The organism is Psychrobacillus sp. FSL H8-0483, assembly GCF_038637725.1.
Lineage (GTDB): Bacteria > Bacillota > Bacilli > Bacillales_A > Planococcaceae > Psychrobacillus.
The window spans coordinates 1,326,577-1,347,823 of record NZ_CP152052.1; the positions used below are offsets into that span (position 1 = coordinate 1,326,577).

Consider the following 21,247-nt stretch of genomic DNA (forward strand, 5'->3'; position numbering starts at 1 on the left):
CCATCTAGAGGCGAAAGTCCATTGTCCGAGCCAGGAGCAATTGCGATGGCAGACCTAACAATTAGACGGGATTTTACTCGAGTGCTAGCTTTTCATACGCAAGGAGAAGTTATTTATTGGGGCTTGAAAACCTCGAAAAGCTCGCCATGATCATCAGCGAAAAATAAACAACTGTTTGCTCAATATAAGCAAACAGTTGTTTATTTTTGTGAACGAAAGGTATTTCGTGTGTAACGTTATTTGAATACTTACGTCTAAATACTTTGAAATCCAACATATAGAAAAAGAGGAGTACATAACAATGAAAAAAATAATGGTTCTTATGTTAATGCTAGTATTATGCGTGGTCGTGACAGCTTGTTCTAATGATGAGTCAGCTGCAGTAGAGGCGAAGTTGTCTGCGAAAGAGATGACTGACCAAATGGTAAAGGAAGTCGAGCAACCTTCTCAAATTGAATTGGCACCAGAAGAAGTGAAGGGTTTATACAATATTGATCCTGAGAAGCTTGAGGATTATTCGATTAGAATACCAATGATGAATGTAAAGACAAATGAAATCGCAATTTTGAAAGTGAAAGACGCTAAAGATGTACCAGATGTGGAGTTAGGAGTAAAAGAAAGAGCAGAAAGTGTGAAAAAGCAATTCGAACATTACCTTCCGGACCAGTATGAGAACGCCAAAAACTATAAACTAGTGACAAAAGGAAACTATGTATTATTGGTTATCTCTGACAAAGCAGACGAGCTTGTAAAAGTTTACGACGGCTTCTTTGATCAAAAATAAACAACCATGGTATTTAGCAGCCTGCTTTTCTTATTCTTATTCTTACCCATTGTTCTAGCTCTTTACTATTGTTCCTCAAGGAGGATTAGAAATCTCCTATTATTTATAGTGAGTCTTATCTTCTATGCCTGGGGGGAGCCAGTTTACATTGTAATTATGTTAGTATCAACTCTTACAGATTATAGCTTTGGGTTACTACTTGATAGACCCAATTTGACTAAGGTAAAACGAAAAGGCATTGTTGTATTTTCCATTATCGTTAACCTTGCACTATTATCTTATTTTAAATATGCAGATTTTCTTATTCAAAATGTAAATGCGATGTTAGGTACGAATATCCCTTTAATCGAACTTGCACTGCCAATTGGAATATCCTTTTACACGTTTCAATCGATGTCATACATCATAGACGTATATAGAGGAACTGCTAAAGCACAGCGGAATTGGATTGATTTTGGAACATACGTCGCCTTGTTCCCTCAATTGGTTGCAGGGCCAATCGTGCAATATAACACGATTGCAGAACAGCTCCACAAGCGGTCAGAAAGTATCAAGATGTTCGCAGAGGGTGTTCAACGATTCACTATCGGACTGGCAAAGAAGGTGCTACTAGCCAATAATATTGGCTTGCTTTGGGACACCATCTCGAACTCAAATCCAGATTCTATGCCTGTATTAACGGCTTGGCTTGGCATAATCGCATTTGCCTTCCAAATCTATTTTGATTTTAGCGGTTATTCCGATATGGCCATTGGACTTGGTCTCATGTTCGGTTTTCGTTTTAATGAGAATTTCAACAAACCGTATATTGCTCAGAGCATTACGGACTTCTGGAGGAGATGGCATATATCTCTGGGCAGTTGGTTTCGCGAGTACGTCTACATTCCACTTGGAGGCAATCGCCGCGGTTTAATCATTCAAATGCGTAATATTCTCATCGTTTGGATCCTAACGGGATTTTGGCATGGAGCTAGTTGGAATTTCATACTGTGGGGATTGTATTTCGGCGTAATTTTACTTATTGAAAAATGGTGGGGATTAAATCTACTGCTTCGCTTACCACGTTGGGTTAGACACATGTATACACTTATGCTCATCCTCATCGGATGGGTGCTATTCGCCTTTGAACAGCCTTCCGTGATTGTTCGTTATTTGAGTGCTATGGTAGGATTTAATGGCCAATTACTTTGGAATAACGACACAGTGTACTTTCTTTATACGAATGCGGTTTTGCTAATAGTATTGGTTATTGCCTCTTTACCTAAGAAAGAAGCGTCAAAGAATAATGAATTGTCTCTTATTCACCTTGTTTGGTATGGGTTTCTTTTCTTGCTTTCCGTAGCTTACTTGGTAGACGCGACTTTTAACCCGTTCTTATATTTTCGTTTCTAGGGAGGTAAAAAATGATGAAGCAGAAAGCGGAGCGGTTATTGGTCTTTGGGTTTGTCGGAACGCTATTTCTATTCGCTCTCTTCTTTTTTATATTGCCCCGGGAACGTTTCTCGGAGCTAGAAAACAGGTATTTACAGGCTTCGCCTCATCTAACATGGGATAACTTAATGTCCAAGAAATATGCAGAAGAGGCTGAGAGCTTTGTCACGGACCACTTTCCTTTTCGGGATGAGTGGTTGTGGATAAAATCAACTGTGGAACAATTTCGGCTACAACAAGAGAATAACGGTATTTATAAAGGAAAAGATGAATATTTATTGGAAAAGTTCTTAGAGCCTGACTATACGAAGATTCAGCAATATACAGAGGCGGTAAACCTATTTGCTAGCAACCAACCGCAAGTGGACATGACTTTCATGCTAGTTCCCACATCGATTGGACTTTATCCTGAACGTTTACCATGGTTAGCGCCATCGTATCCTCAAAAGAAAGTAAACCAATTTATCGAAGATCAACTGCTTAACGAGATAACCTTTATGAATGGATTTCAATTCCTGGAACCACATGCAACTGATCCAATATATTATCGGACTGACCATCATTGGACGACATACGGGGCTTATTTGGCTTATGTTGCGTATGCCGAGCAGAAGGGGTGGGATCCCCTTTCTAAGAAGGATTTCCAAATACAAACAGTGAGCAATTCGTTTCTAGGGAGCTATCATACAAGGAGTCAGTTTAATGGAATATTGCCGGATACTATTGAAGCTTATATTCCTCGTGAACCTACTCATACGGAGATGTATATTGCGGATACAAATGAAACGATGACGGGTATGTACGATGCGAGCTTTCTTGCTAAAAAAGATCAATATTCCTATTTTTTAGGTGGCGTACACGCTTTAATGAAGCTTACTACGGAGCTTGACTCACGTCAGATTGAACAAGATAAGTTGCTAATCCTTAAAGATTCGTATGCGCATAGCATGATCCCTTTTCTCACAAGACATGTACCAGAAATCCATGTGATAGACATTCGGTATTATAACGGGAGCATTACTGAGTATTTGACCAAAAATGAAATTAATGACGTTTTGTTTTTATTTAACACATCCACTCTAGTGAGCGATTCAGCACTTTTGAAACTGAATTACTAGAGAATCAACCCCAGTAGTATCTTTCTATTAATCCGTAAAAGAAGCAAAAGAGCGTCCGAAATGGTGACAGTAAAAATCAAAAGAGGAGCCGAAAATATATCTTCGGCTCCTTACTTATATATAGAAAGAGTCTATTCTTTCCTTGCAATCCCAAAGCGTTTCGCCAAAGCTTACCACATGTATAATAATAAGGACTCCCCCTAAGCGATTTCATTAATGCATCATATGTAAGGATTAATAAAAAGTGTATTTACCTAGGGGGGAGTGGTGAAAACTAACATTTCATTAGCGAAATATAAAATATTGTTAAATAGTTATAAATATAATGCTGACAGAAAAATCCCCAATGTCTTTTCATAGATTTCATCAAATTGTGTGAGTGGTAACGGATTTATTCCTTTCCCAACCTCAACAGTAAAGCCAGGTCTCCGCCAGTCTTGAATAAACCAATCCTTATATCCTGCGTAACTTTCGATCGATTGAATGGGCTCGTATCCGCTGACTCTACTAAACACGGTGACAATCGCTTCCGTTTCAGGTGGTTCGAGGTTTTGAAACCCCCAATAAATAACTTCTCCTTGCGTATGAAAAGCTAGTACTTGAGCAAAATCCCGTCTCCTAGTTAGGTCTGCCATCGCAATGGCTTCTGGCTCGGACAATGGACTTTCGCCTCCATAATCTCTTGGTCCTGGAGTTTTTGGATTGCGTGCTCGTTCCAATTCCCAGAGTGCAGGAAATTGATCATTCAGATCCACTCCATGTATATTCGCTTTCCATCCTGAAAAGTCCGTGCTGCCATTATTCCATTTGATAACGTTGCTTCTATAAGGTTCCTCAGAAGGTGGACCATTTATCACTAGATCAACTCCATCCGGATTAACCATCGGAACAATGGATAATGTCGAGTGCTCATATAAAGGGGATGTTACAAGACCGCGGATCGTATTCTGGTTCGTTAATGACAGTACATAATCATTTAAGAAGGTCAAAAGGATAGGAGTAGTAATCCATTCATTCGCATGAAACGAACCATTATAATGGACTCTCTTATTACCATTTCCAATTAAAATTTCAGGTATGTCACGACCTAAAACGGAATCGCCAATAGAAGAAACCTGCAAGAATGGATAAACAGTCTGTAACTGTCTAATATCTTTCATCATGGTATCGTAATCATAATTTTGTTTCCCATTCACAATTCTCCAGGTAACTCTAAGAGGAAGAGTAATTGTCTGCCCTGTTTGCAGGCTATTCGGGTTCACACCAGGGTTAAGAAGCAGAATTGCATCTAGAGGAAGGTCTCGACTTTCCGCAATTGACCAAAAAGTGTCACCCGGTTGTATTTGATAACTAACCGTAACAAATCCAGGGATTTTAATGAGTTGCCCTACCGAGACCGTTTGAGGGTTAATGTTTCGGTTGGAATTGATAATAAGCTGTTGAGGAATCTTAAATAATTGGCTGTAATACCAAAGGGAATCCCCACGTCTAACATATACGTCCATGTCGTTCCTCCACTTCATTGAGTACATTATAAAAGTATATGAAAAAATGAAGGGGATTGTGAATTCAAAGATTTCTATACAAATAGAGACTAAATTCTCTTAAATTGGGTAAACTCTTAGTGAAATAGTGTTTATTCTATAAATTAACGAATATAGTAGTGTAATGCATACAGGTGACCTGATGAACAAAAACGTATCAATTTAAACTGAAAGAGGTGAACAAATGAGCTTTAAGATTGCCGTATTTGTTTGTTTAATTTTAATGGGGTTAGTGGCGTGTATTACCTATTATCTAGGAAAAAAAGTGTCCAATAGTCTAATGAAATATATTCCTGTTTTTTCTTTTGCTATTGGTGTGCTCTTCTTTTATATCAAACTTAACTTTATTTCTTATAAACCAAATTCCTTCGATGGCATTTATGATATGATCGCAATTATTATACTTATTATTGTTTGTAGTATTGCTTTTTTAGAAGCGGTCATAATTGATATTGTAGAAAACAGAAAATTATTTAAGAGAAGCAATATGGCTGTACGAAAGGCAATAAAATTAATAGATGTAAAGAAAGTATTTAAGATTAAAATGCCAGGTGGTATTGTCAAGAAAATTAGGGGTTATATAGGAATGATTAGATAAAGTAGTTTGGTATTATGTTGGTTGCTTCCTTCAGGACAATTGACATAATTTGAGAAAAAAATATAGGCTTATCGATTTAGGTTAATTCTTTTAATCTCAATCGATAAGCCTGTTTTTTATAGATGTAAAGGAAAAAATTTCTTTATGATGAATATATCCCTAAGCAATAATAAAAAATTCAAACAAGGGGGAAAATCATGAAGAAAAAATGGATGACCATGGTGATGGCTTGGATGTTGGTTATGGGCATGTTCAGTTTTCACAATGTTGCTCAAGCAGAAGAATCAGTAGAGGAAACGTTAAGCGATTCTATTACTAGAATTGTAGAAGAAAAATTAGCCGGAGCAGATGTGAGTATTACGGTAAGAGACCGAATCTCTGGTGAAATGGTATATGACTACAATGCTCAAACAACTATAAAACCAGCATCCAATATGAAACTGTTAACCACTGCAGCGGCTTTAGATGTACTAGGAAAGGATTACCGTTTTAATACAAGCCTTTATACTACTGGGAAGATGTCCAATGGGGTTTTAAAAGGTGACGTCTATTTAAAAGGAGAAGGTGATCCAACCCTATCCATCGGAGACCTACAACAGTTCGCAGCAGAGTTAAAAGCACAGGGTATTCATAAAATTGATGGCCGGATTGTCGGTGATGACAAATGGTTTGATGATGATTTATTAACACCTGGGATTTGGGTTGAGGACGAGTCTTATTATTACGCTGCACCTATTTCAGCTTTAACCACTTCTCCAAACACAGACTACGATTCTGGAACGATTATCGTAGAAGCAATTGGGACTGTAGTTGGAGAATTACCTTCCATTAAAGTAACGCCGAACATTGGTGATTTACAAATAGTAAATGAAGCACAAACTGTAGAATCTGGAAAAAGCAATACAGTAACAATTGAAAGATTATATCAAACAAACCAGATTGTCATTAGTGGGAATCTTCCTGTCGATAAAACGAAAAAAGAATGGGTGACTGTTCAGCATCCAACGACACATACATTGACAATGTTCCAAGCAGTTTTAGCAGAAGCAGGAATCGAGTATTCAAAAGAAAAAGTATTTCAAGCTGCAACACCACATAGTGCTCAACTCGTTGCAATGAAGCAATCAATGACACTGGAGCAACTGTTAATCCCGTATATGAAACTAAGTAATAATGGTATTGCGGATATTTTAGTAAAAACAATGGGTAAAGTGAAAAATCATCACGGTAGCACAAAGGCTGGTTTAGAAGTTATAAAAGAATATGGAAACTCAAATAACTTAAATATGGCAGATTGGCAATTTGAAGATGGCTCTGGAATGTCTCATGAAAATAGGGTTTCGAGTTTATTAGTGAGTGAATTGTTGTATAAAGTGCAAGGAGAAGATTGGTTTACTACCTATTTTACTAGCTTGCCAGTAGCTGCAAATACGGATCGAATGGTAGGAGGTACTTTAAGAAACCGATTAAAAGATCCGCTAACGGCAGGAAAAGTCTATGCAAAAACAGGCTCATTAACTGGTGTTAGTACACTAAGTGGTTATTTAGAGGCAAGCAGCGGGCAATCATATATCTTTAGTGTGTTGGTTCAAAATAAATCGGGGGCATCCACAGCGATTGATGAAATTGTGAAAGAAATAGCGGAAGAATTGTAGTGATTTGAGTTAGTGCTACTACTATTCATCATGCATGGGAAGAGGAACAAATAAGAAATAAGCCTGTAAACTTAATTATTTCAACTGAACTAGATATTTGATGCGAATAAAAACACCTTTTCGTTGAAACCGGGTATTGTACCTGTAAATACAACGTGGAGGTGTTTTTTCTATTGAGGAAAGAGACTTCTTGTTTAGAGTAGGGTAAAGATAGATATCTTTAAATCTCGTAGAGATTTTAATTGGTTATTAGACGCTGCTTAGACAAGAGAGGAAGTGAACCAACATGTAATTGCGGATGCTTTATTAACTTTTCTATTATGAGTAATTAAAACTAACCGTACTAAAGAAAAGTTAATAATAAGTTTTTAATTACAAAACTTTTATATTTTGTTACTATATACCTGTATTGATATTTCTAACTTGGTTCATTTTTAATGGGGAAGGAGTGCTTTTATGAGAAAAATTATAATGGAAAATTTGTCGGAATTATATAATGAAGAAGAAAAAAATATACGTGAAGTTATTAAATTATATAAAATACCAGAAAAATACAAATTAATAAATGTTAAAAGCAGATTAGTAGTGGAGAAGGGTGAAATTTCAAATAATAATAACATTACGTTAGATTACTTTAAAGAATTATTAAATCGTCTTTATAACATCAGATTTCCAAATAGATCTTTTATTATGAAAGAATTAATGAATATTATTCCTTATCTTAATAAATATCATCAATATACAATAATTAAAATAGATTTTGAAAAGTTTTTTTATAATGTTAATGTTGGAGAAATAAAAAAAATATTAATAAATGATGGTTTACTGTATGAAAAAGAATTGAATTTTTTAGTCAAGTATTTAAATAAAAATAGAATTCTTTATCCCGGAGTAGGTATCCACAATACTTTATTAGAAATACTTGGAGATAAGTTTAACAAAAAGGTAAGAGAGACTTTTAAGGACGATGGGCTAATATTTTTCGCTAGATATGTAGATGATTCCATTTTAATATTTGATCAACATTTAGATGATCAAGATGTTATGGACAAATTAAAACAAATAACTTCAAAAGTTTTGGGAAAAGATATAAAAATAAATCAAAATAAATCAAAAGTAATAAAATCCACAGATGGAATCGAAAAGTTTGAATATTTAGGATATTTATTCGAGAAACGACAAAATGGTAAATATTGCATAGGTATTGCTAGTTCAAAGTTAAAAAAATACAAAATAAAATTAGAAAAAATTGTGTTGGAATATAAAGGTGACAATAATCTTGAAAAAATGTGTTTAAAGTTAGAAATTCTTTATAAAAGAACAGTTTATTGGGGAAATACTAGAAAAATAAAATACAAGAGATGGCAAGTGAGGGGGTTAAGTGATTCGTACAAAGAATTAAGGAGGTTTATGACTAACTTAGAAGATTTCTCTAAAATTACTAAAGAGACTGAAAATTTTTTTGTTAAAGATTTAGAAACTATTTTTAAAAAGAACTCTCTTAATATTCCACCTGAAATAGAAAGTAAGATTGCAAATAAATCTTATAGTGCTGCATTCTTTAATAATAGAGCTATAATGCTAAATAAAACTATCGGATTAAGTCAAAAAGACTTAGTCAAAAGGCTCGATACTTTGGGGGTATCAGTAAAAAATGGTACTAGTTATGAGGAATTGGCCTTATCTTTTCTTAAGAAAATTCCTTAAAAATAGAAAACCGATGAATATGAAGAAATTCAACGGTTTCTTTAAAAGATAGCTAAATTTTAAGATGAACTTATGTAACTTGTAAAGCTAAACAGGTTCATCCCAATCAATATTATCTTTTGATATTGTGTATAAATACATTAACAAAAAATAGGAAGAGGTGTCAAGTATGAATAAAAAATTCTTGCGTCTAAAAAGGCAGTCTTTAGATTATTTATTAACAGATCTACTACCTTATGAAAAAGGAAATCATTATACACACCGTTATTTTTATGAATATATTATTTCAAATAAAAAGACTTTTAATAAAATACTAAAAAACTTAAAATATCAAGTTCCATATTTTGATCCAAAGTGGCACTCATCTCCTTTAAGTTTTAAAGTAAGTAAAAGGGTTGGGGGTTTTAGAGAAATCTCTTTTGTTAACCCTCTTGGATTAATTCAATCTCTCTTTTTTATTGAATTATTTCAAGACGAAATTTTAACTGCAATAAGTAATAAAAAAAGTTTTTCTATTAGAAAAGCAACTTATACAAATGAATTATATTATAAAAAAAATAACAAACAAATAGTAACGTACAACTCACAAGGAAGTGGGAAGAATCAATTACTTATTTCTTTAGAATCCAGTGGTAGCTATTTTAAACATAAACCTTACAAAACAATAACTAGCTATCTAAATAGTAATCACTTTTTTAAAACAAAAGAACGATATAGATTTTTAATGAAACTGGATATACAAAATTGTTTTCCTAGCATATACACTCATTCTTATAAATGGATGATTACAAATAAAACATATGATTCAAAAAATTTAAAAGTCACCAATACTATTCATAAAAACATTGATACATATTTACAAAATATTAATGGTTCAAAGACTAATGGTGTGATTGTAGGACCTGAAATCAGTAGATTATTAGTTGACTATCTATAATCCACCTAGATCAGTTAATTTATGAAGAATTAGAATTAAGAGGCCTAATGTTAAATAAGGATTATAAAATACATCGATTAGTTGACGATTTCTACATATATACTCAAAAAAAAGATGATGAAGAAATAATATTGGAAGTAATTTCATCTCGTTTAAACAAGTTTCAACTTTTTTTAAATCAAGGTAAGATTCAAAGATTAAATAGTGAAACACCTATAAATTCATGGGTTTTCAAGGTAGAAGGAATAATTAAGAAATTAATGCAACAGTTTGAATTCTATCAAGAGAAAAGTAAAGATGAAAACAATGATGAAGATGATAAATTAAAAGTAAAACAAATAAACCTAAATAAACTTCAACAAGAAATACTACTAATAATACAAGAAACAAACGAAAAAGTGTTGGTTAGTTCATATATTTTCTCCACGCTATTAAAATTTATTGAGATGAACAAAAATATAAAAATTGATTCTAAGTACTTGGAACCAATATTGAATTTAGCTACCTTTCTTTATGTACAAAACGTAAGTTACGATTCTACCCAAAAAATTATAAGATTGTACACTTTAATTATAAATATACAGCCTGAATATATGAAAGAGAATATTAGTTGGAATATAGAAAGATATAGAGAGGCTATATTTGGCAATTTCACGAATGATTGGATAGATATCTTGTTATTTATTTCTACTTACAATATACAGTTGAATACAAGTACGCATGAATATATTTTCAATAATTTAGACTTTAGAGATAACCCGGTGAATTTAGCAGTAAAGCTAATAAATCTTAGTTCTAAAGGTAAACTTCCAAAAAACGAAGTGGAAAAAATAGATAAGATAATAAAAGAAAAGATAAGTTTAATAAACTGGCAATGCTTTTTTGAAGACCCAAATAGTTGGTGGGTTTTAATATTCTATTCTTTCCCTCATTTAAAGAAGGACACTAAAGACATTCTTAATATTAAATTGAAATCCATTATAGGAATTGAAGGTGATGAAGATATTTCATACGAAGACAATGATTCTGCTATTTTGTTAGCAAATAAATTTATAATAAAATTTATACTTGACAAAAATGCACATTTTATAGAATGGGATTTTGCGACTGACAAATATTTAGAAAAATATTTTTTTTATACCAAGAATAGGATGCTTTTTAATCCTGGCAACATTGTTGACTTTGATATTTCAAGATAACAATTTTTTGCTGTTACAATGATTTACTGACTCACAATGAAATAAGTTCTTACAAGATAATTAATTAGTTTTCTAAATTAGTTCTTATAAGAAAGGTTACAAAGCATTCCTTCAAACGACTCTGGATACCTTATTCACCTCTTCATCTGTAACACACTTCAAAAAAACTAAAAAACTAAGTGCGCAGTGGTTGCTAGAGTGCGACGGATACACATTTGCCACAGGATTACCGAAAAGAAAAAAACGGCTGGAAGTGAAGAAGTCAACTTCCAGCCTTTTTTATCATTCTCTCGTTGAAGGTGTAGTAGATGTGCAATCCAAAGCAAACCGGAACCCATCTTGGCACCATGATATTTCTATTTCTTCATATGTCTAATCTTCTCTTCATCCGGCGTGACAAACAATGTCGTCTGTTCAAAATAAATCACAAACCCTGGTTTAGCCCCGCTCGGTTTCTTCACTTGCTTAATCACTGTATAGTCAACCGGCACGGAAGCAGATTCGCGAGCTTTACTAAAATAGGCTGCAAGATTGGCTGCCTCTAATAGTGCTGTATCAGATGGATTGTCGGAATGTATAACAACATGGGATCCTGGGATATCCTTGGTATGGAGCCATGTGTCTGTTTTTCTTGCTAGTTTGAATGTAACGAAATCATTTTGTTTGTTGTTTTTGCCGACGGAAATTTCTGTGCCGTCTGAGGCAATGAATTTTTCAGGCGTTGGTTTTGTTGGTTTTTTCTTCTTTTTCGACGCTCTTGCTTTCAATAAGCCTTGCTCGGTTAGTTCTTCTCGAATTTCTTCGATGTCGGTTGGCGATGCTTGCATCACTTGTTGTAGTAGTAATTCGAAATAAGCAATATCTTCTTTTGTGATTTCGAATTGCTGCTCAATTTTGAGTAATGCTGTTTTTGCTTTTGTGTATCGGTTGTAGTAGCTTTGTGCATTTTGAGTTGGTGTTTTTCGGTTGTCTAATGGAATAACGACTGTTTTTTCATTTTCGTCGTAGTAGTTCACTAGCTCAACTTCTTTTGCCCCTTTTTCCATTGCGTAGGCATTTGCCATTAATAGCTCGCCGTATAGTTGGAAAGTATCTAGTTTTTCAGCTTGTTCGAAGTCTTTTTGGAGTTTTTTCATTTTTAGCTTCAATTTATTTAATTCGTTTTGAAGCCATCTTTCTAAATCTCCCGCTTGCTGTTTTACACGGTCGCGTTCTGCTTTGGCAAAATACACTCGATCTAGTAAATGTCCTAGATTTTTTTCCTTATATTTGTCTCCATCTAAATGGCTTAAAGCATTTGGCGAATAAAAAGTCTTCCCATTTAATTCGACTATTTGTCTTGTTGATCCGCCTTGTTCAAATTCTTTCATATATGCTTTATAAACTTCCACTCTATCAGTTGCTTCATTAAATCGATAAAGTAGTTCTTTTGCATGTAAAGGAGAGAATCCCGAAATTTGCTCCACAATTTCTTTGGATTCATGGGCTGATTGAATCACATTCAACAGTTCCTCTGAATACTCTAATGGATGGAGTTTATTTTGAGTCGGTGGGGCAATATAAGGTTGACCCGGCAAAATCGTTCGATAGCTATTCATGGAAGGGGATAAATGCTTGATACATTCCAAAATAAGATTTCGACTAGGGTCCACTAATAACAAGTTACTATGACGCCCCATAATTTCCATATGGACTTCTCGAGTAATGTCATCTCCAATTTCGTTTTTACTTTGAATTTGGAAGATGATAATACGATCTGTTTCGTGTTGACGAATGGAAGAAATGATTCCACCTTCTAAATGTTTACGCAAAACCATGCAAAATAATGGAGGTGTTGCAGGATTGTCAATTGTTTCGTTCGTAATTTGTACACGCGAATAAGAAGGGTGTACAGAAAACAATAATTTATAGTTCTTCCCTTGCGACCGGATTTGCATTAAGATTTCTTGAGCATTTGGTTGGTGTATTTTAGAAATACGCCCTGTTATTAATTGTTGCAATTCAGTTTTCATTGATATTGTAAATAAACCATCAAAAGCCATAATATTATCCTCTTTCAAAACGTTATTTTAATCTGGTTCTAGATGCCAGGTACTCTTTTTTAAAACACTTTTTAATCAGTTATCCAGTCTCATCTCCTTGCCAGTACATTGAATAACTCTAAATTGGTTTTTTAGAAACTATTCGCCTAATCTTATCTTCATATGAAAGGATTTAGCGCGGCGGCATGAGACTCCTGCGGGATCAGCGATAGGGCACTGAAAAACTCTATTACAGAATTTTTTATGATAAATATTCGATGTGACGATACTCTGTACTATAGGATTTAGCACGGCGGCGTGAGACTCCTGTGGGAAAGCGAGACAGCCGAGACCCCGCACGAAGCGTAGCGTAGGAGGAGGCTTGGCGCTCGCCCACGGAAAGCGAACAGAGCCGTGCTAAATCCAATTAGCGGATGTTTATTAGGAATTTTATTAGAATACCATTTTTTCAGTGCCCTCATCAGCGAGAAAGACGAGACCCCGCACGTAGCGTAAAAATAGGAAGGAAGGCTAATGGCGCCTCCTCCTGAGGCAACGCCTTCATGACCAACATCGTGTTGGCCCAGGAGGCTCGGCGCTCGCCCCGCGGAAAGCGAATGCCAGAGCGATAAATCTGAGTAGTACACGCATTTAATGAAACTAGATAATGCTTTTCTTATTATCTTATCATTTTAAAGGAAACTTGTGTTATAATGTGTTAAGTATGTAAACTGTTATAAATGTACAGGCAAACGGAGTATGCATGTATTTGAAGGAGACGTTATGCGAAGAGAAAAAGGTATATTGATCGTTTTATCAGGTCCATCTGGAGTTGGTAAAGGGACAGTGAGAAAAGAACTGTTTTCAGAGCCCGGGACAAATTATGAGTATTCCATCTCTATGACAACTAGACTTCCTCGAGAAGGCGAAGTAGATGGAGTAGATTATTTCTTTAAGCAGAAAGAAGAGTTTGAACAGTTAATTGAACAAGGGAAGTTATTAGAATATGCCTCATATGTAGGAAATTACTATGGTACTCCAATTGATTATGTTAATGAAACACTCGATTCTGGCCGAGATGTATTTTTAGAAATAGAAGTTCAAGGAGCAAGTGTAGTTCGCCAAAAAGCTCCAGAAGCACTTTATATTTTCTTAGCTCCTCCTAGCTTATCAGAATTAGAACAACGCTTAATAGGTAGAGGAACGGAAACAGAAGATGTCATTAATTCTCGAATTCAGGCTGCAAGGCAGGAACTAGAAATGATGCATTTATATGATTATGTTGTGGAAAATGACGAAGTAGAAAATGCTTGCGCGAAAATTAACGCAATCGTAGCTGCAGAGCATTGTCGACGTGAACGTGTTGAAAAAAGATATTTAGCAATGTTGGAAGGGGAATATTAAATGTTATATCCATCAGTAGATTCATTAAAAAATAAAATCGATTCAAAATATTCACTAGTGAGTGTAGCTTCTAAAAGAGCTCGTCAGTTACAAGAAGAAGGCGGCGAGCGTTTACATTCATACGTATCAGCTAAACAAGTTGGGAGAGCGTTAGAAGAAGTAGCAGCTGGTGAGCTTACAATCGAATTTGCCAACGAAGATGCGGTTTACGAGGACGAAGTATAATATAACTTCCTTCAGTAGATCGTTCATAACGCTACTGAATAAAGCTATAGCCTCCGGCAGATGCCAAATCTGGACTCAAATACGCCAAGGCGAATTTGATTAAGAAACTATCACCTCCCAAAGAATGAACAGTTCTTTGGGAGTTTGTTGTTTAGAGAGGAGAATAACCATGTTAACTTCTAAAAAAATTGTGGTCTGTGTGACAGGTGGTATTGCCGTATATAAAGCCGTTGCACTTGTAAGTAAATTAACGCAGGATGGAGCAGATGTGAAAGTCATGATGACGAAGTCTGCGATGGAATTTGTACAGCCTTTAAGCTTTCAAGTAATGTCTCGTAATGATGTGTATTTTGATACATTTGATGAAAAAGATTCGAGCGTGATTGCGCATATCAATCTAGCGGACTGGGCAGATTTAGTCATTGTTGCACCGGCAACAGCTAATGTCATTGGCAAGCTTGCAAACGGGATTGCAGATGATATGGTGACGACGACTTTACTAGCAACAACTGCGAAGGTATGGATTGCACCGGCAATGAATGTACATATGTATGATAATGCTGCAGTAAAACGAAATATACATCGACTTTCCGAAGATGGATATTCATTCATTGAGCCTTCTGAAGGTTTTTTAGCATGTGGGTATGTAGGGAAAGGTCGACTAGAGGAACCAGAAAATATTGTGAAGCTAGTAGAAGATTATTTTTCTCCAAAGGAATTACCTTTAAAAGGACAAAAAGTAGTAGTGACTGCAGGTCCTACAAGAGAAAGAATAGATCCAGTTCGTTTTCTAACGAATTTTTCTAGCGGAAAGATGGGCTATGCAATGGCAGAAGCAGCAGCTAATTTAGGGGCTGACACCGTGCTTATTTCTGGCCCAGTTGGTATAGATCCTCCTTCTAATATAACGTTTGTCTCGGTAGAAAGTGCGCAGGACATGTACGAGGCAGTGCTAGCGCAGTTCGATACAGCTTCGATTGTGATTAAAACAGCAGCAGTTGCAGACTACAAACCAAAAGTAGTACAAGCTCAAAAAATGAAAAAACAACCTGGGGAAGCGACCATTGCTTTAGAGCGAACAACCGATATTCTTGCTGAGCTTGGGACTAGAAAAACAAATCAATTATTAATTGGATTTGCAGCAGAAACGAATGATGTTGTTCATTATGCAAAAGGGAAACTGGTAAAGAAAAATGCGGATTATATTATTGCCAATGACGTAACAGAAGCGGGTTCAGGTTTTGGAACGGATACAAATTCCGTCACGTTAGTTGGACATAATGGGGTAGAAATGCATTTTCCTCATTTAACTAAAAAGGAGCTTGCGCTTCAATTACTTCAAACTATTATCCAGCTAGAAAAAGATGAGTCTCAATGATAGTAGAAGTAATTGTAGATGTATCAGCCTATCCAATTGACCGACCATTCGACTATATCGTACCTGAGCATTTAGAAGAACTAGTGGAACGTGGAAGCCGCGTTCATGTCCCTTTTGGAAATCGTAAAGTACAAGGCTTTATTACGAATATTAAACAGCGTACTGATTTAGATATGTCTAAGCTAAAAGAAGTGCAATCGATCATTGACGTGGAGCCCGTTGTCACGGAAGAGCTTCTGCAATTGTCCAAATGGCTGACGAAAAAAACGCTATGCTATGAGATTGATGCACTTCAAGTTATGCTTCCAGCTGCGCTACGTGCTTCGTATAAGAAAAACATTAAACTCATAAATCCTGTTGGTCTGGATGATGCCTTTTTAGACCTGTTTGGCAAAAAAGATATCGTCTCCTATGAGGCTATAGAAAAAGCGGATTTATTACGTCCGATGAAAAAGTACTTAACTGCAGGTAACGTGCAACTAGAAACAGTCATCAAACAACAAGCAAAAGCAAAAACAATTGTGAAGTATAAGCTTGTGGAAGATAAAGAATATATTGCTGAGCAGTTAAATAAGATAACGAAACAAGCAAGGAAACAAAAAGAACTGATCGAATGGTTGTTACTGCAAGAGCAAAGTGCTTTTACGATGCAGGAACTAGTAGAATCTACAAATGTCAGCACTGCTACCGTCAAAGCATTGTTAGATAAGCATGTGATACAAAAAGGTACCAAAGAAGTGTATCGTGAAATTACATCACTCGAGTATAACGATAAAGATCAACGGTTTCAGCTGACAGAAGAACAATCGAATGCATTAACCAAGATTACTCATTCACAAGACCATGCAGAAAACACGACATTTCTTCTGCACGGCGTAACAGGTAGTGGGAAAACAGAAATCTACTTACATGCTATAGAAAATGCGATTTCTAAAGGGAAGCAAGCGATTATGCTTGTGCCTGAAATTTCCTTAACCCCTCAAATGACGCGTCGTTTTAAACTACGCTTTGGCGATCAAGTAGCTGTGATGCATAGTGGCTTATCGATCGGTGAAAAGTACGATGAATGGCGTAAAATTTGGCGCGGCGAAGTAAAAGTAGTGGTAGGAGCAAGATCAGCTGTTTTTGCACCTTTTAAAGATTTAGGTGTCATCATTTTAGATGAAGAACATGAATCTACCTATAAGCAAGAAGATACTCCAAGGTATCATGCAAGAGAGGTAGCGATTTGGCGTAGCGAATTTCATCAATGCCCGGTTATTTTAGGAAGTGCTACTCCTTCTCTAGAATCCTTTGCCCGGGCTTCTAAAGATGTGTATTCCTTGCAAACGTTACGTTTGCGTGCGAAAGAGCAAGCCTTACCTACCGTGAAGGTTGTCGATATGCGTGCAGAGCTTAAAAATGGTAATCGTTCCATGTTCAGCGTAGATCTTGCCGATGCGGTGAAGGAAAAGCTTGAAAAGAAAGAACAAATTGTGCTGTTTTTAAATAAAAGAGGATTTTCGTCCTTCGTTTTATGTAGAGATTGTGGAACGGTTGTGGAATGTAAGCAATGTGATATTTCCCTAACGTATCATCGTGCGGGAGAGCAGCTTAAATGTCATTACTGTGGACACGAAGAACCAGTTCCAACGAAATGTCCAGAATGTACAAGTGACCATATTCGATTTTTTGGGACTGGTACGCAAAAAGTAGAAGAAGAAATTGCAAAGTTGTTTCCAAATGCTCGAGTACTTCGCATGGATGTAGATACAACTAGAACAAAAGGGTCTCATGAACGCATATTGAAGCAGTTTGGAGACGGAGAAGCGGATATCTTACTTGGTACTCAAATGATTGCAAAAGGGTTAGATTTTCCGAATATAACGCTTGTTGGCGTGTTAAATGCAGACACGACCCTACATTTAGCAGATTTCCGAGCTGCTGAAAAAACATTTCAGTTGATGACGCAAGTAAGTGGACGAGCTGGAAGGCATGATAAAGAAGGCGTCGTGTATATTCAAACATATACGCCGGAGCATTATGCCATTGAGCTTTCCAAGTCCCAAATGTATGAACCTTTTTATCATAGTGAAATGCTAGTTAGGAAACAATACGAATATCCACCTTTTTATTATTTAACGCTTGTGCAAGTGACGCATGAAAATGTCCTGCTTGCTGCCGAATATGCGAAGCTTGCGACCGATTGGTTAAGAGGGAATCTTTCCTCTAGCACGATGGTCGTTGGTCCGACAGCATGTGCAATTAGTAAAATCCAAAATAGATATCGTTACCAATGTTTGATAAAATACAAAAAAGAACCACTATTAATTGAAAAACTACAGCAACTAATTAAAATATACCGTACGGAGTGGATGAAAAAAGGGATTATATTAACCGTCGACTTAGATCCATCCACTATTTTATAAGCTGTTTGAAATGAGGAAAAGAGATGGCAATTCTAGAAATAATCACACACCCAAATGATGTCCTAACGACAAAATGTAAGGAAGTAAAAGTATTTGATAAAAAGCTAGCAGCCCTTCTAGACGATATGTACGATACAATGGTCGCAGCTGATGGTATTGGACTTGCAGCACCCCAAATTGGTGAAACGATTCAAGTTGCTATTGTCGATCTAGGAGAAGGACAAGAAGTGATTGAAATGATTAATCCGGAAGTCGTTGAAATTGGTGGCTCTGAAATTGAAGTAGAAGGTTGCTTAAGCTTTCCAGACATATACGGCGAGGTAGAGCGTCCGTTTTATGTGAAAGTAGAAGCACAAGATCGCGATGGTGCCTTATATGAATTAGAAGCAGAAGATTATGAGGCAAGAGCCATCTTACATGAAATCGACCATTTACAAGGTGTATTATTCACATCTAAAATCATTCGTTACATAGACTTGGAAGAACTTGAGAATGCGGAGGAGGAAGAAGCATGACATCTATCGTTTTCATGGGGACACCTGCATTCTCCGCTCCGATACTACGTATGCTCGTAGAGGAAGGCTATCAAGTGTTAGCTGTTGTAACGCAGCCAGATCGTCCTGTAGGGAGAAAAAAAGTATTAACTCCACCGCCTGTAAAGGAAGAGGCACTTAAACTTGGTTTGCCAGTAATTCAACCGACAAAACTAAAAGGTTCAGAAGAACTTCAGCAAATTATCGCTTTAAATGCTGATTTAATCGTGACGGCTGCATTTGGGCAGTTACTACCAAAAGAATTGCTGGACGCTCCTACGCTTGGATGTATTAATGTCCATGCATCCTTGTTACCAGCATATCGTGGAGGTGCACCAATCCATCAGGCTATTATCGATGGGCAAGATAAAACGGGTGTAACGATTATGTATATGGAAGAAAAGCTGGATGCAGGTGATATAATCGCCCAAAGTGAAATTGGCATTGAGCATGCAGATGATACAGGATTGCTGTTTGATAGGCTAAGTAAAGTTGGCTCTGACTTATTAAAAGAAACGTTACCTGCGATTATTGCTAAAACAAATGATCGTGTGAAGCAAGATGAATCATTGGTGACGTTTGCAAGAAATATTTCCAGAGAGCAGGAAAGACTCGATTGGAACAAATCCGCATTACAGTTACACAATCAAATTCGAGGACTTCATCCTTGGCCAGTCGCATATACAACGTTGGAAGATCAAACGGTTAAAATTTGGAAAGCAGATACGATACAAATAAATACAAAAGAACAACCAGGAACTGTTGTGAAAATAGAGTCGGATTATTTTGTTATTCAAACAGGCTTTGAAGAAGCAATTCGAATAAACGAATTACAACCATCTGGAAAAAAGAAAATGTCCGCAGAAGATTATTTGCGTGGCGTTGGTTCGAAATTGCGAATAGGGGATAAATTTGAATGACGAAAAAAACAGAAAAAATCTGGACAGGTAATGTTCGAGATGCAGCACTAACTATTTTAATGGCCGTAGAAAAACAACAAGCGTACAGTAACTTGCTTTTACATCAAACCATTGAAAAATATACTATCGAGCCTAAAGACCGTGCATTACTTACCGAACTAACTTATGGAACTCTCCAATACAAAATGACATTAGATTACTATTTGCAGCCATTCATTAAAGGAAAACTAGATGATTGGGTGAAACAATTACTACGTCTATCTTTATATCAAATTCATTATTTATCCAGAATTCCAGATCATGCAGCAGTAAATGAAGCGGTGAATATTGCCAAAAGAAGAGGACATAAAGGTATTTCGGGAGCCGTAAACGGAATATTACGTTCTATATTAAGAGAAGGTGTACGTTCTATGGAAGAAATTAAAGATGAAGTGGAACGACTATCGATTGAAACAAGTCACCCATTGTGGATGGTGAAGCGTTTTATATCTCAATATGGTTTTGAAACGACCGAAAAAATGCTAAAAGAAAATAATGAAGCACCCGTTACAACGCTACGAGTGAATTTATTCAAACGAACAGTAGAACAAGTACTTCATTTATTAACACAAGAAGGATATGTCGTGGCACAAAGCGAAGTTATTCCTGAGTGTATTTATTTGTTTAATGCTCAAGCAGCAAAAACAACTGCTTTCCAGAATGGCTTTGTAACGATTCAAGACGAAAGTTCCATGATTCCTGCTTATGCGCTTCAAGTGGAGCCTGGCATGACTGTATTGGATATGTGTTCTGCTCCTGGTGGAAAAACAACGCATATTGCAGAAAAAATGAAAAACACTGGGAAGCTAGTTGCAATGGATATTCATCAGCACAAATTAAAGCTAGTGAAAGAAAATGCAGAGAGACTTGGATTTAGCTTTATCGAAACCGTCGAAATGGATGGTCGTAAAGCATCGGAAGCTTATCCAGAACAATCATTTGACCGCATTTTAGTCGATGCACCATGTAGTGGTCTTGGGGTGATGAAGCGTAAGCCAGATATTAAATACACGAAAAACGAAAAAGATTTTGCTACCCTTAAGCCGATTCAAATGAATCTATTAGACGAGGCATATAAGCTATTAAAACCAAATGGCCTATTAGTTTATAGTACTTGTACCGTGGATCGTGAAGAAAATGAAGGAACATCACAATTGTTTTTAGAATCTCATCCAGATATGCACCTTCAACATTTTCCAGACGTTGTAAAAAATATTAAAGAACAAGAGCAAGAGGGAATGCTACAGCTTTTCCCACATGATTTAAGAAGTGATGGATTCTTTGTAGCGGTCTTTCAAAAGAAGAGCTAATTGCAACGTTGTTCTAAACCAATAAGAGGTGAATGA

17 protein-coding genes and 1 pseudogene are annotated in these 21,247 nt (G+C 36.1%); 16 read left to right on the forward strand and 2 right to left on the reverse strand.

Annotated elements, in window-relative coordinates; all coding sequences use genetic code 11:
* Positions 1–9: 9 nt before the first annotated feature.
* From MHB48_RS06105 to MHB48_RS06120, 4 genes and pseudogenes are all read left to right on the forward strand, one after another.
* Positions 10–129, forward strand: a pseudogene (locus MHB48_RS06105) (peptidase M14); the annotation flags it as partial.
* A 172-nt stretch (positions 130–301) separates the two neighbouring features.
* Positions 302–784 (forward strand): DUF4358 domain-containing protein, encoded by a 483-nt coding sequence (locus tag MHB48_RS06110; RefSeq protein WP_342600633.1) that lies wholly within the window; start codon positions 302–304, stop codon positions 782–784.
* Positions 785–790: 6 nt separating this feature from the next.
* Positions 791–2,176 (forward strand): MBOAT family O-acyltransferase, encoded by a 1,386-nt coding sequence (locus tag MHB48_RS06115; protein ID WP_342600634.1) that lies wholly within the window; start codon positions 791–793, stop codon positions 2,174–2,176.
* A gap of 11 nt (positions 2,177–2,187) precedes the next feature.
* Complete coding sequence (locus tag MHB48_RS06120) at positions 2,188–3,333, forward strand: DHHW family protein (RefSeq protein WP_342600635.1); 1,146 nt, start codon at positions 2,188–2,190, stop codon at positions 3,331–3,333.
* Between the two features lie 314 nt (positions 3,334–3,647).
* On the opposite strand, the gene MHB48_RS06125 is transcribed toward MHB48_RS06120, so the two are convergent.
* The gene (locus tag MHB48_RS06125) at positions 3,648–4,838 is read right to left on the reverse strand and encodes a M14 family metallopeptidase (RefSeq protein WP_342600636.1); all 1,191 of its coding nucleotides are present in this window, start codon (positions 4,836–4,838) and stop codon (positions 3,648–3,650) included.
* A gap of 223 nt (positions 4,839–5,061) precedes the next feature.
* Between MHB48_RS06125 and MHB48_RS06130 the strand changes: the two genes are divergently transcribed.
* The 5 genes from MHB48_RS06130 to MHB48_RS06150 all read left to right on the forward strand — a co-directional run bounded on the left by MHB48_RS06130 (position 5,062) and on the right by MHB48_RS06150 (position 10,973).
* Complete coding sequence (locus MHB48_RS06130) at positions 5,062–5,475, forward strand: hypothetical protein (protein ID WP_342600637.1); 414 nt, start codon at positions 5,062–5,064, stop codon at positions 5,473–5,475.
* 197 nt (positions 5,476–5,672) lie between these two features.
* A complete protein-coding gene (dacB, locus tag MHB48_RS06135; RefSeq protein WP_342600638.1) occupies positions 5,673–7,130 on the forward strand; it encodes a D-alanyl-D-alanine carboxypeptidase/D-alanyl-D-alanine-endopeptidase in 1,458 nt (485 codons plus the stop codon).
* Between the two features lie 456 nt (positions 7,131–7,586).
* The gene (locus tag MHB48_RS06140; protein ID WP_342600639.1) at positions 7,587–8,837 is read left to right on the forward strand and encodes a reverse transcriptase domain-containing protein; all 1,251 of its coding nucleotides are present in this window, start codon (positions 7,587–7,589) and stop codon (positions 8,835–8,837) included.
* Between the two features lie 169 nt (positions 8,838–9,006).
* Positions 9,007–9,774 carry a hypothetical protein gene (locus MHB48_RS06145; protein ID WP_342600640.1) on the forward strand — a complete coding sequence of 256 codons (768 nt, stop codon included), beginning with the start codon at positions 9,007–9,009 and terminating at the stop codon, positions 9,772–9,774.
* 47 nt (positions 9,775–9,821) lie between these two features.
* On the forward strand, positions 9,822–10,973 hold the full coding sequence (locus MHB48_RS06150; protein ID WP_342600641.1) for a hypothetical protein: 1,152 nt from the start codon (positions 9,822–9,824) through the stop codon (positions 10,971–10,973).
* A 356-nt stretch (positions 10,974–11,329) separates the two neighbouring features.
* On the opposite strand, the gene MHB48_RS06155 is transcribed toward MHB48_RS06150, so the two are convergent.
* On the reverse strand, positions 11,330–13,015 hold the full coding sequence (locus tag MHB48_RS06155; RefSeq protein WP_342600642.1) for an NFACT RNA binding domain-containing protein: 1,686 nt from the start codon (positions 13,013–13,015) through the stop codon (positions 11,330–11,332).
* A 762-nt stretch (positions 13,016–13,777) separates the two neighbouring features.
* Between MHB48_RS06155 and gmk the strand changes: the two genes are divergently transcribed.
* The 7 genes from gmk to rsmB all read left to right on the forward strand — a co-directional run bounded on the left by gmk (position 13,778) and on the right by rsmB (position 21,211).
* The gene (gene gmk / locus MHB48_RS06160; RefSeq protein WP_340919020.1) at positions 13,778–14,398 is read left to right on the forward strand and encodes a guanylate kinase; all 621 of its coding nucleotides are present in this window, start codon (positions 13,778–13,780) and stop codon (positions 14,396–14,398) included.
* Positions 14,399–14,623, forward strand: coding sequence for a DNA-directed RNA polymerase subunit omega (rpoZ, locus tag MHB48_RS06165; RefSeq protein WP_342600643.1), 225 nt, complete (start codon positions 14,399–14,401; stop codon positions 14,621–14,623).
* Between the two features lie 169 nt (positions 14,624–14,792).
* Positions 14,793–16,001 (forward strand): bifunctional phosphopantothenoylcysteine decarboxylase/phosphopantothenate--cysteine ligase CoaBC, encoded by a 1,209-nt coding sequence (coaBC, locus tag MHB48_RS06170; RefSeq protein WP_342600644.1) that lies wholly within the window; start codon positions 14,793–14,795, stop codon positions 15,999–16,001.
* Positions 15,998–18,409, forward strand: a complete 2,412-nt coding sequence (gene priA / locus MHB48_RS06175; protein ID WP_342600645.1) for a primosomal protein N' — start codon at positions 15,998–16,000, stop codon at positions 18,407–18,409. The genes coaBC and priA overlap by 4 nt, the downstream gene beginning before the upstream one ends.
* A 23-nt stretch (positions 18,410–18,432) precedes the next feature.
* Entirely contained in the window at positions 18,433–18,924 is a 492-nt protein-coding gene (gene def, locus MHB48_RS06180; protein WP_342600646.1) for a peptide deformylase, read from the forward strand.
* Positions 18,921–19,862, forward strand: a complete 942-nt coding sequence (gene fmt, locus MHB48_RS06185; protein ID WP_342600647.1) for a methionyl-tRNA formyltransferase — start codon at positions 18,921–18,923, stop codon at positions 19,860–19,862. The genes def and fmt overlap by 4 nt, the downstream gene beginning before the upstream one ends.
* A complete protein-coding gene (gene rsmB, locus MHB48_RS06190) occupies positions 19,859–21,211 on the forward strand; it encodes a 16S rRNA (cytosine(967)-C(5))-methyltransferase RsmB (RefSeq protein ID WP_342600648.1) in 1,353 nt (450 codons plus the stop codon). The genes fmt and rsmB overlap by 4 nt, the downstream gene beginning before the upstream one ends.
* Positions 21,212–21,247: the final 36 nt, after the last annotated feature.

Bases quoted from the DNA above. Each gene is read 5' to 3' on its own strand.
- coaBC (WP_342600644.1), top strand. From the start codon at position 14,793: ATGTTAACTTCTAAAAAAATTGTGGTCTGTGTGACAGGTGGTATTGCC.
- priA (WP_342600645.1), top strand. From the start codon at position 15,998: ATGATAGTAGAAGTAATTGTAGATGTATCAGCCTATCCAATTGACCGA.
- gmk (WP_340919020.1), top strand. From the start codon at position 13,778: ATGCGAAGAGAAAAAGGTATATTGATCGTTTTATCAGGTCCATCTGGA.
- rsmB (WP_342600648.1), top strand. From the start codon at position 19,859: ATGACGAAAAAAACAGAAAAAATCTGGACAGGTAATGTTCGAGATGCA.
- MHB48_RS06145 (WP_342600640.1), top strand. From the start codon at position 9,007: ATGAATAAAAAATTCTTGCGTCTAAAAAGGCAGTCTTTAGATTATTTA.
- fmt (WP_342600647.1), top strand. From the start codon at position 18,921: ATGACATCTATCGTTTTCATGGGGACACCTGCATTCTCCGCTCCGATA.
- MHB48_RS06150 (WP_342600641.1), top strand. From the start codon at position 9,822: ATGTTAAATAAGGATTATAAAATACATCGATTAGTTGACGATTTCTAC.
- MHB48_RS06130 (WP_342600637.1), top strand. From the start codon at position 5,062: ATGAGCTTTAAGATTGCCGTATTTGTTTGTTTAATTTTAATGGGGTTA.
- MHB48_RS06155 (WP_342600642.1), bottom strand. From the start codon at position 13,015: ATGGCTTTTGATGGTTTATTTACAATATCAATGAAAACTGAATTGCAA.
- MHB48_RS06125 (WP_342600636.1), bottom strand. From the start codon at position 4,838: ATGGACGTATATGTTAGACGTGGGGATTCCCTTTGGTATTACAGCCAA.
- MHB48_RS06140 (WP_342600639.1), top strand. From the start codon at position 7,587: ATGAGAAAAATTATAATGGAAAATTTGTCGGAATTATATAATGAAGAA.
- rpoZ (WP_342600643.1), top strand. From the start codon at position 14,399: ATGTTATATCCATCAGTAGATTCATTAAAAAATAAAATCGATTCAAAA.
- MHB48_RS06115 (WP_342600634.1), top strand. From the start codon at position 791: ATGGTATTTAGCAGCCTGCTTTTCTTATTCTTATTCTTACCCATTGTT.
- dacB (WP_342600638.1), top strand. From the start codon at position 5,673: ATGAAGAAAAAATGGATGACCATGGTGATGGCTTGGATGTTGGTTATG.
- MHB48_RS06110 (WP_342600633.1), top strand. From the start codon at position 302: ATGAAAAAAATAATGGTTCTTATGTTAATGCTAGTATTATGCGTGGTC.
- def (WP_342600646.1), top strand. From the start codon at position 18,433: ATGGCAATTCTAGAAATAATCACACACCCAAATGATGTCCTAACGACA.
- MHB48_RS06120 (WP_342600635.1), top strand. From the start codon at position 2,188: ATGATGAAGCAGAAAGCGGAGCGGTTATTGGTCTTTGGGTTTGTCGGA.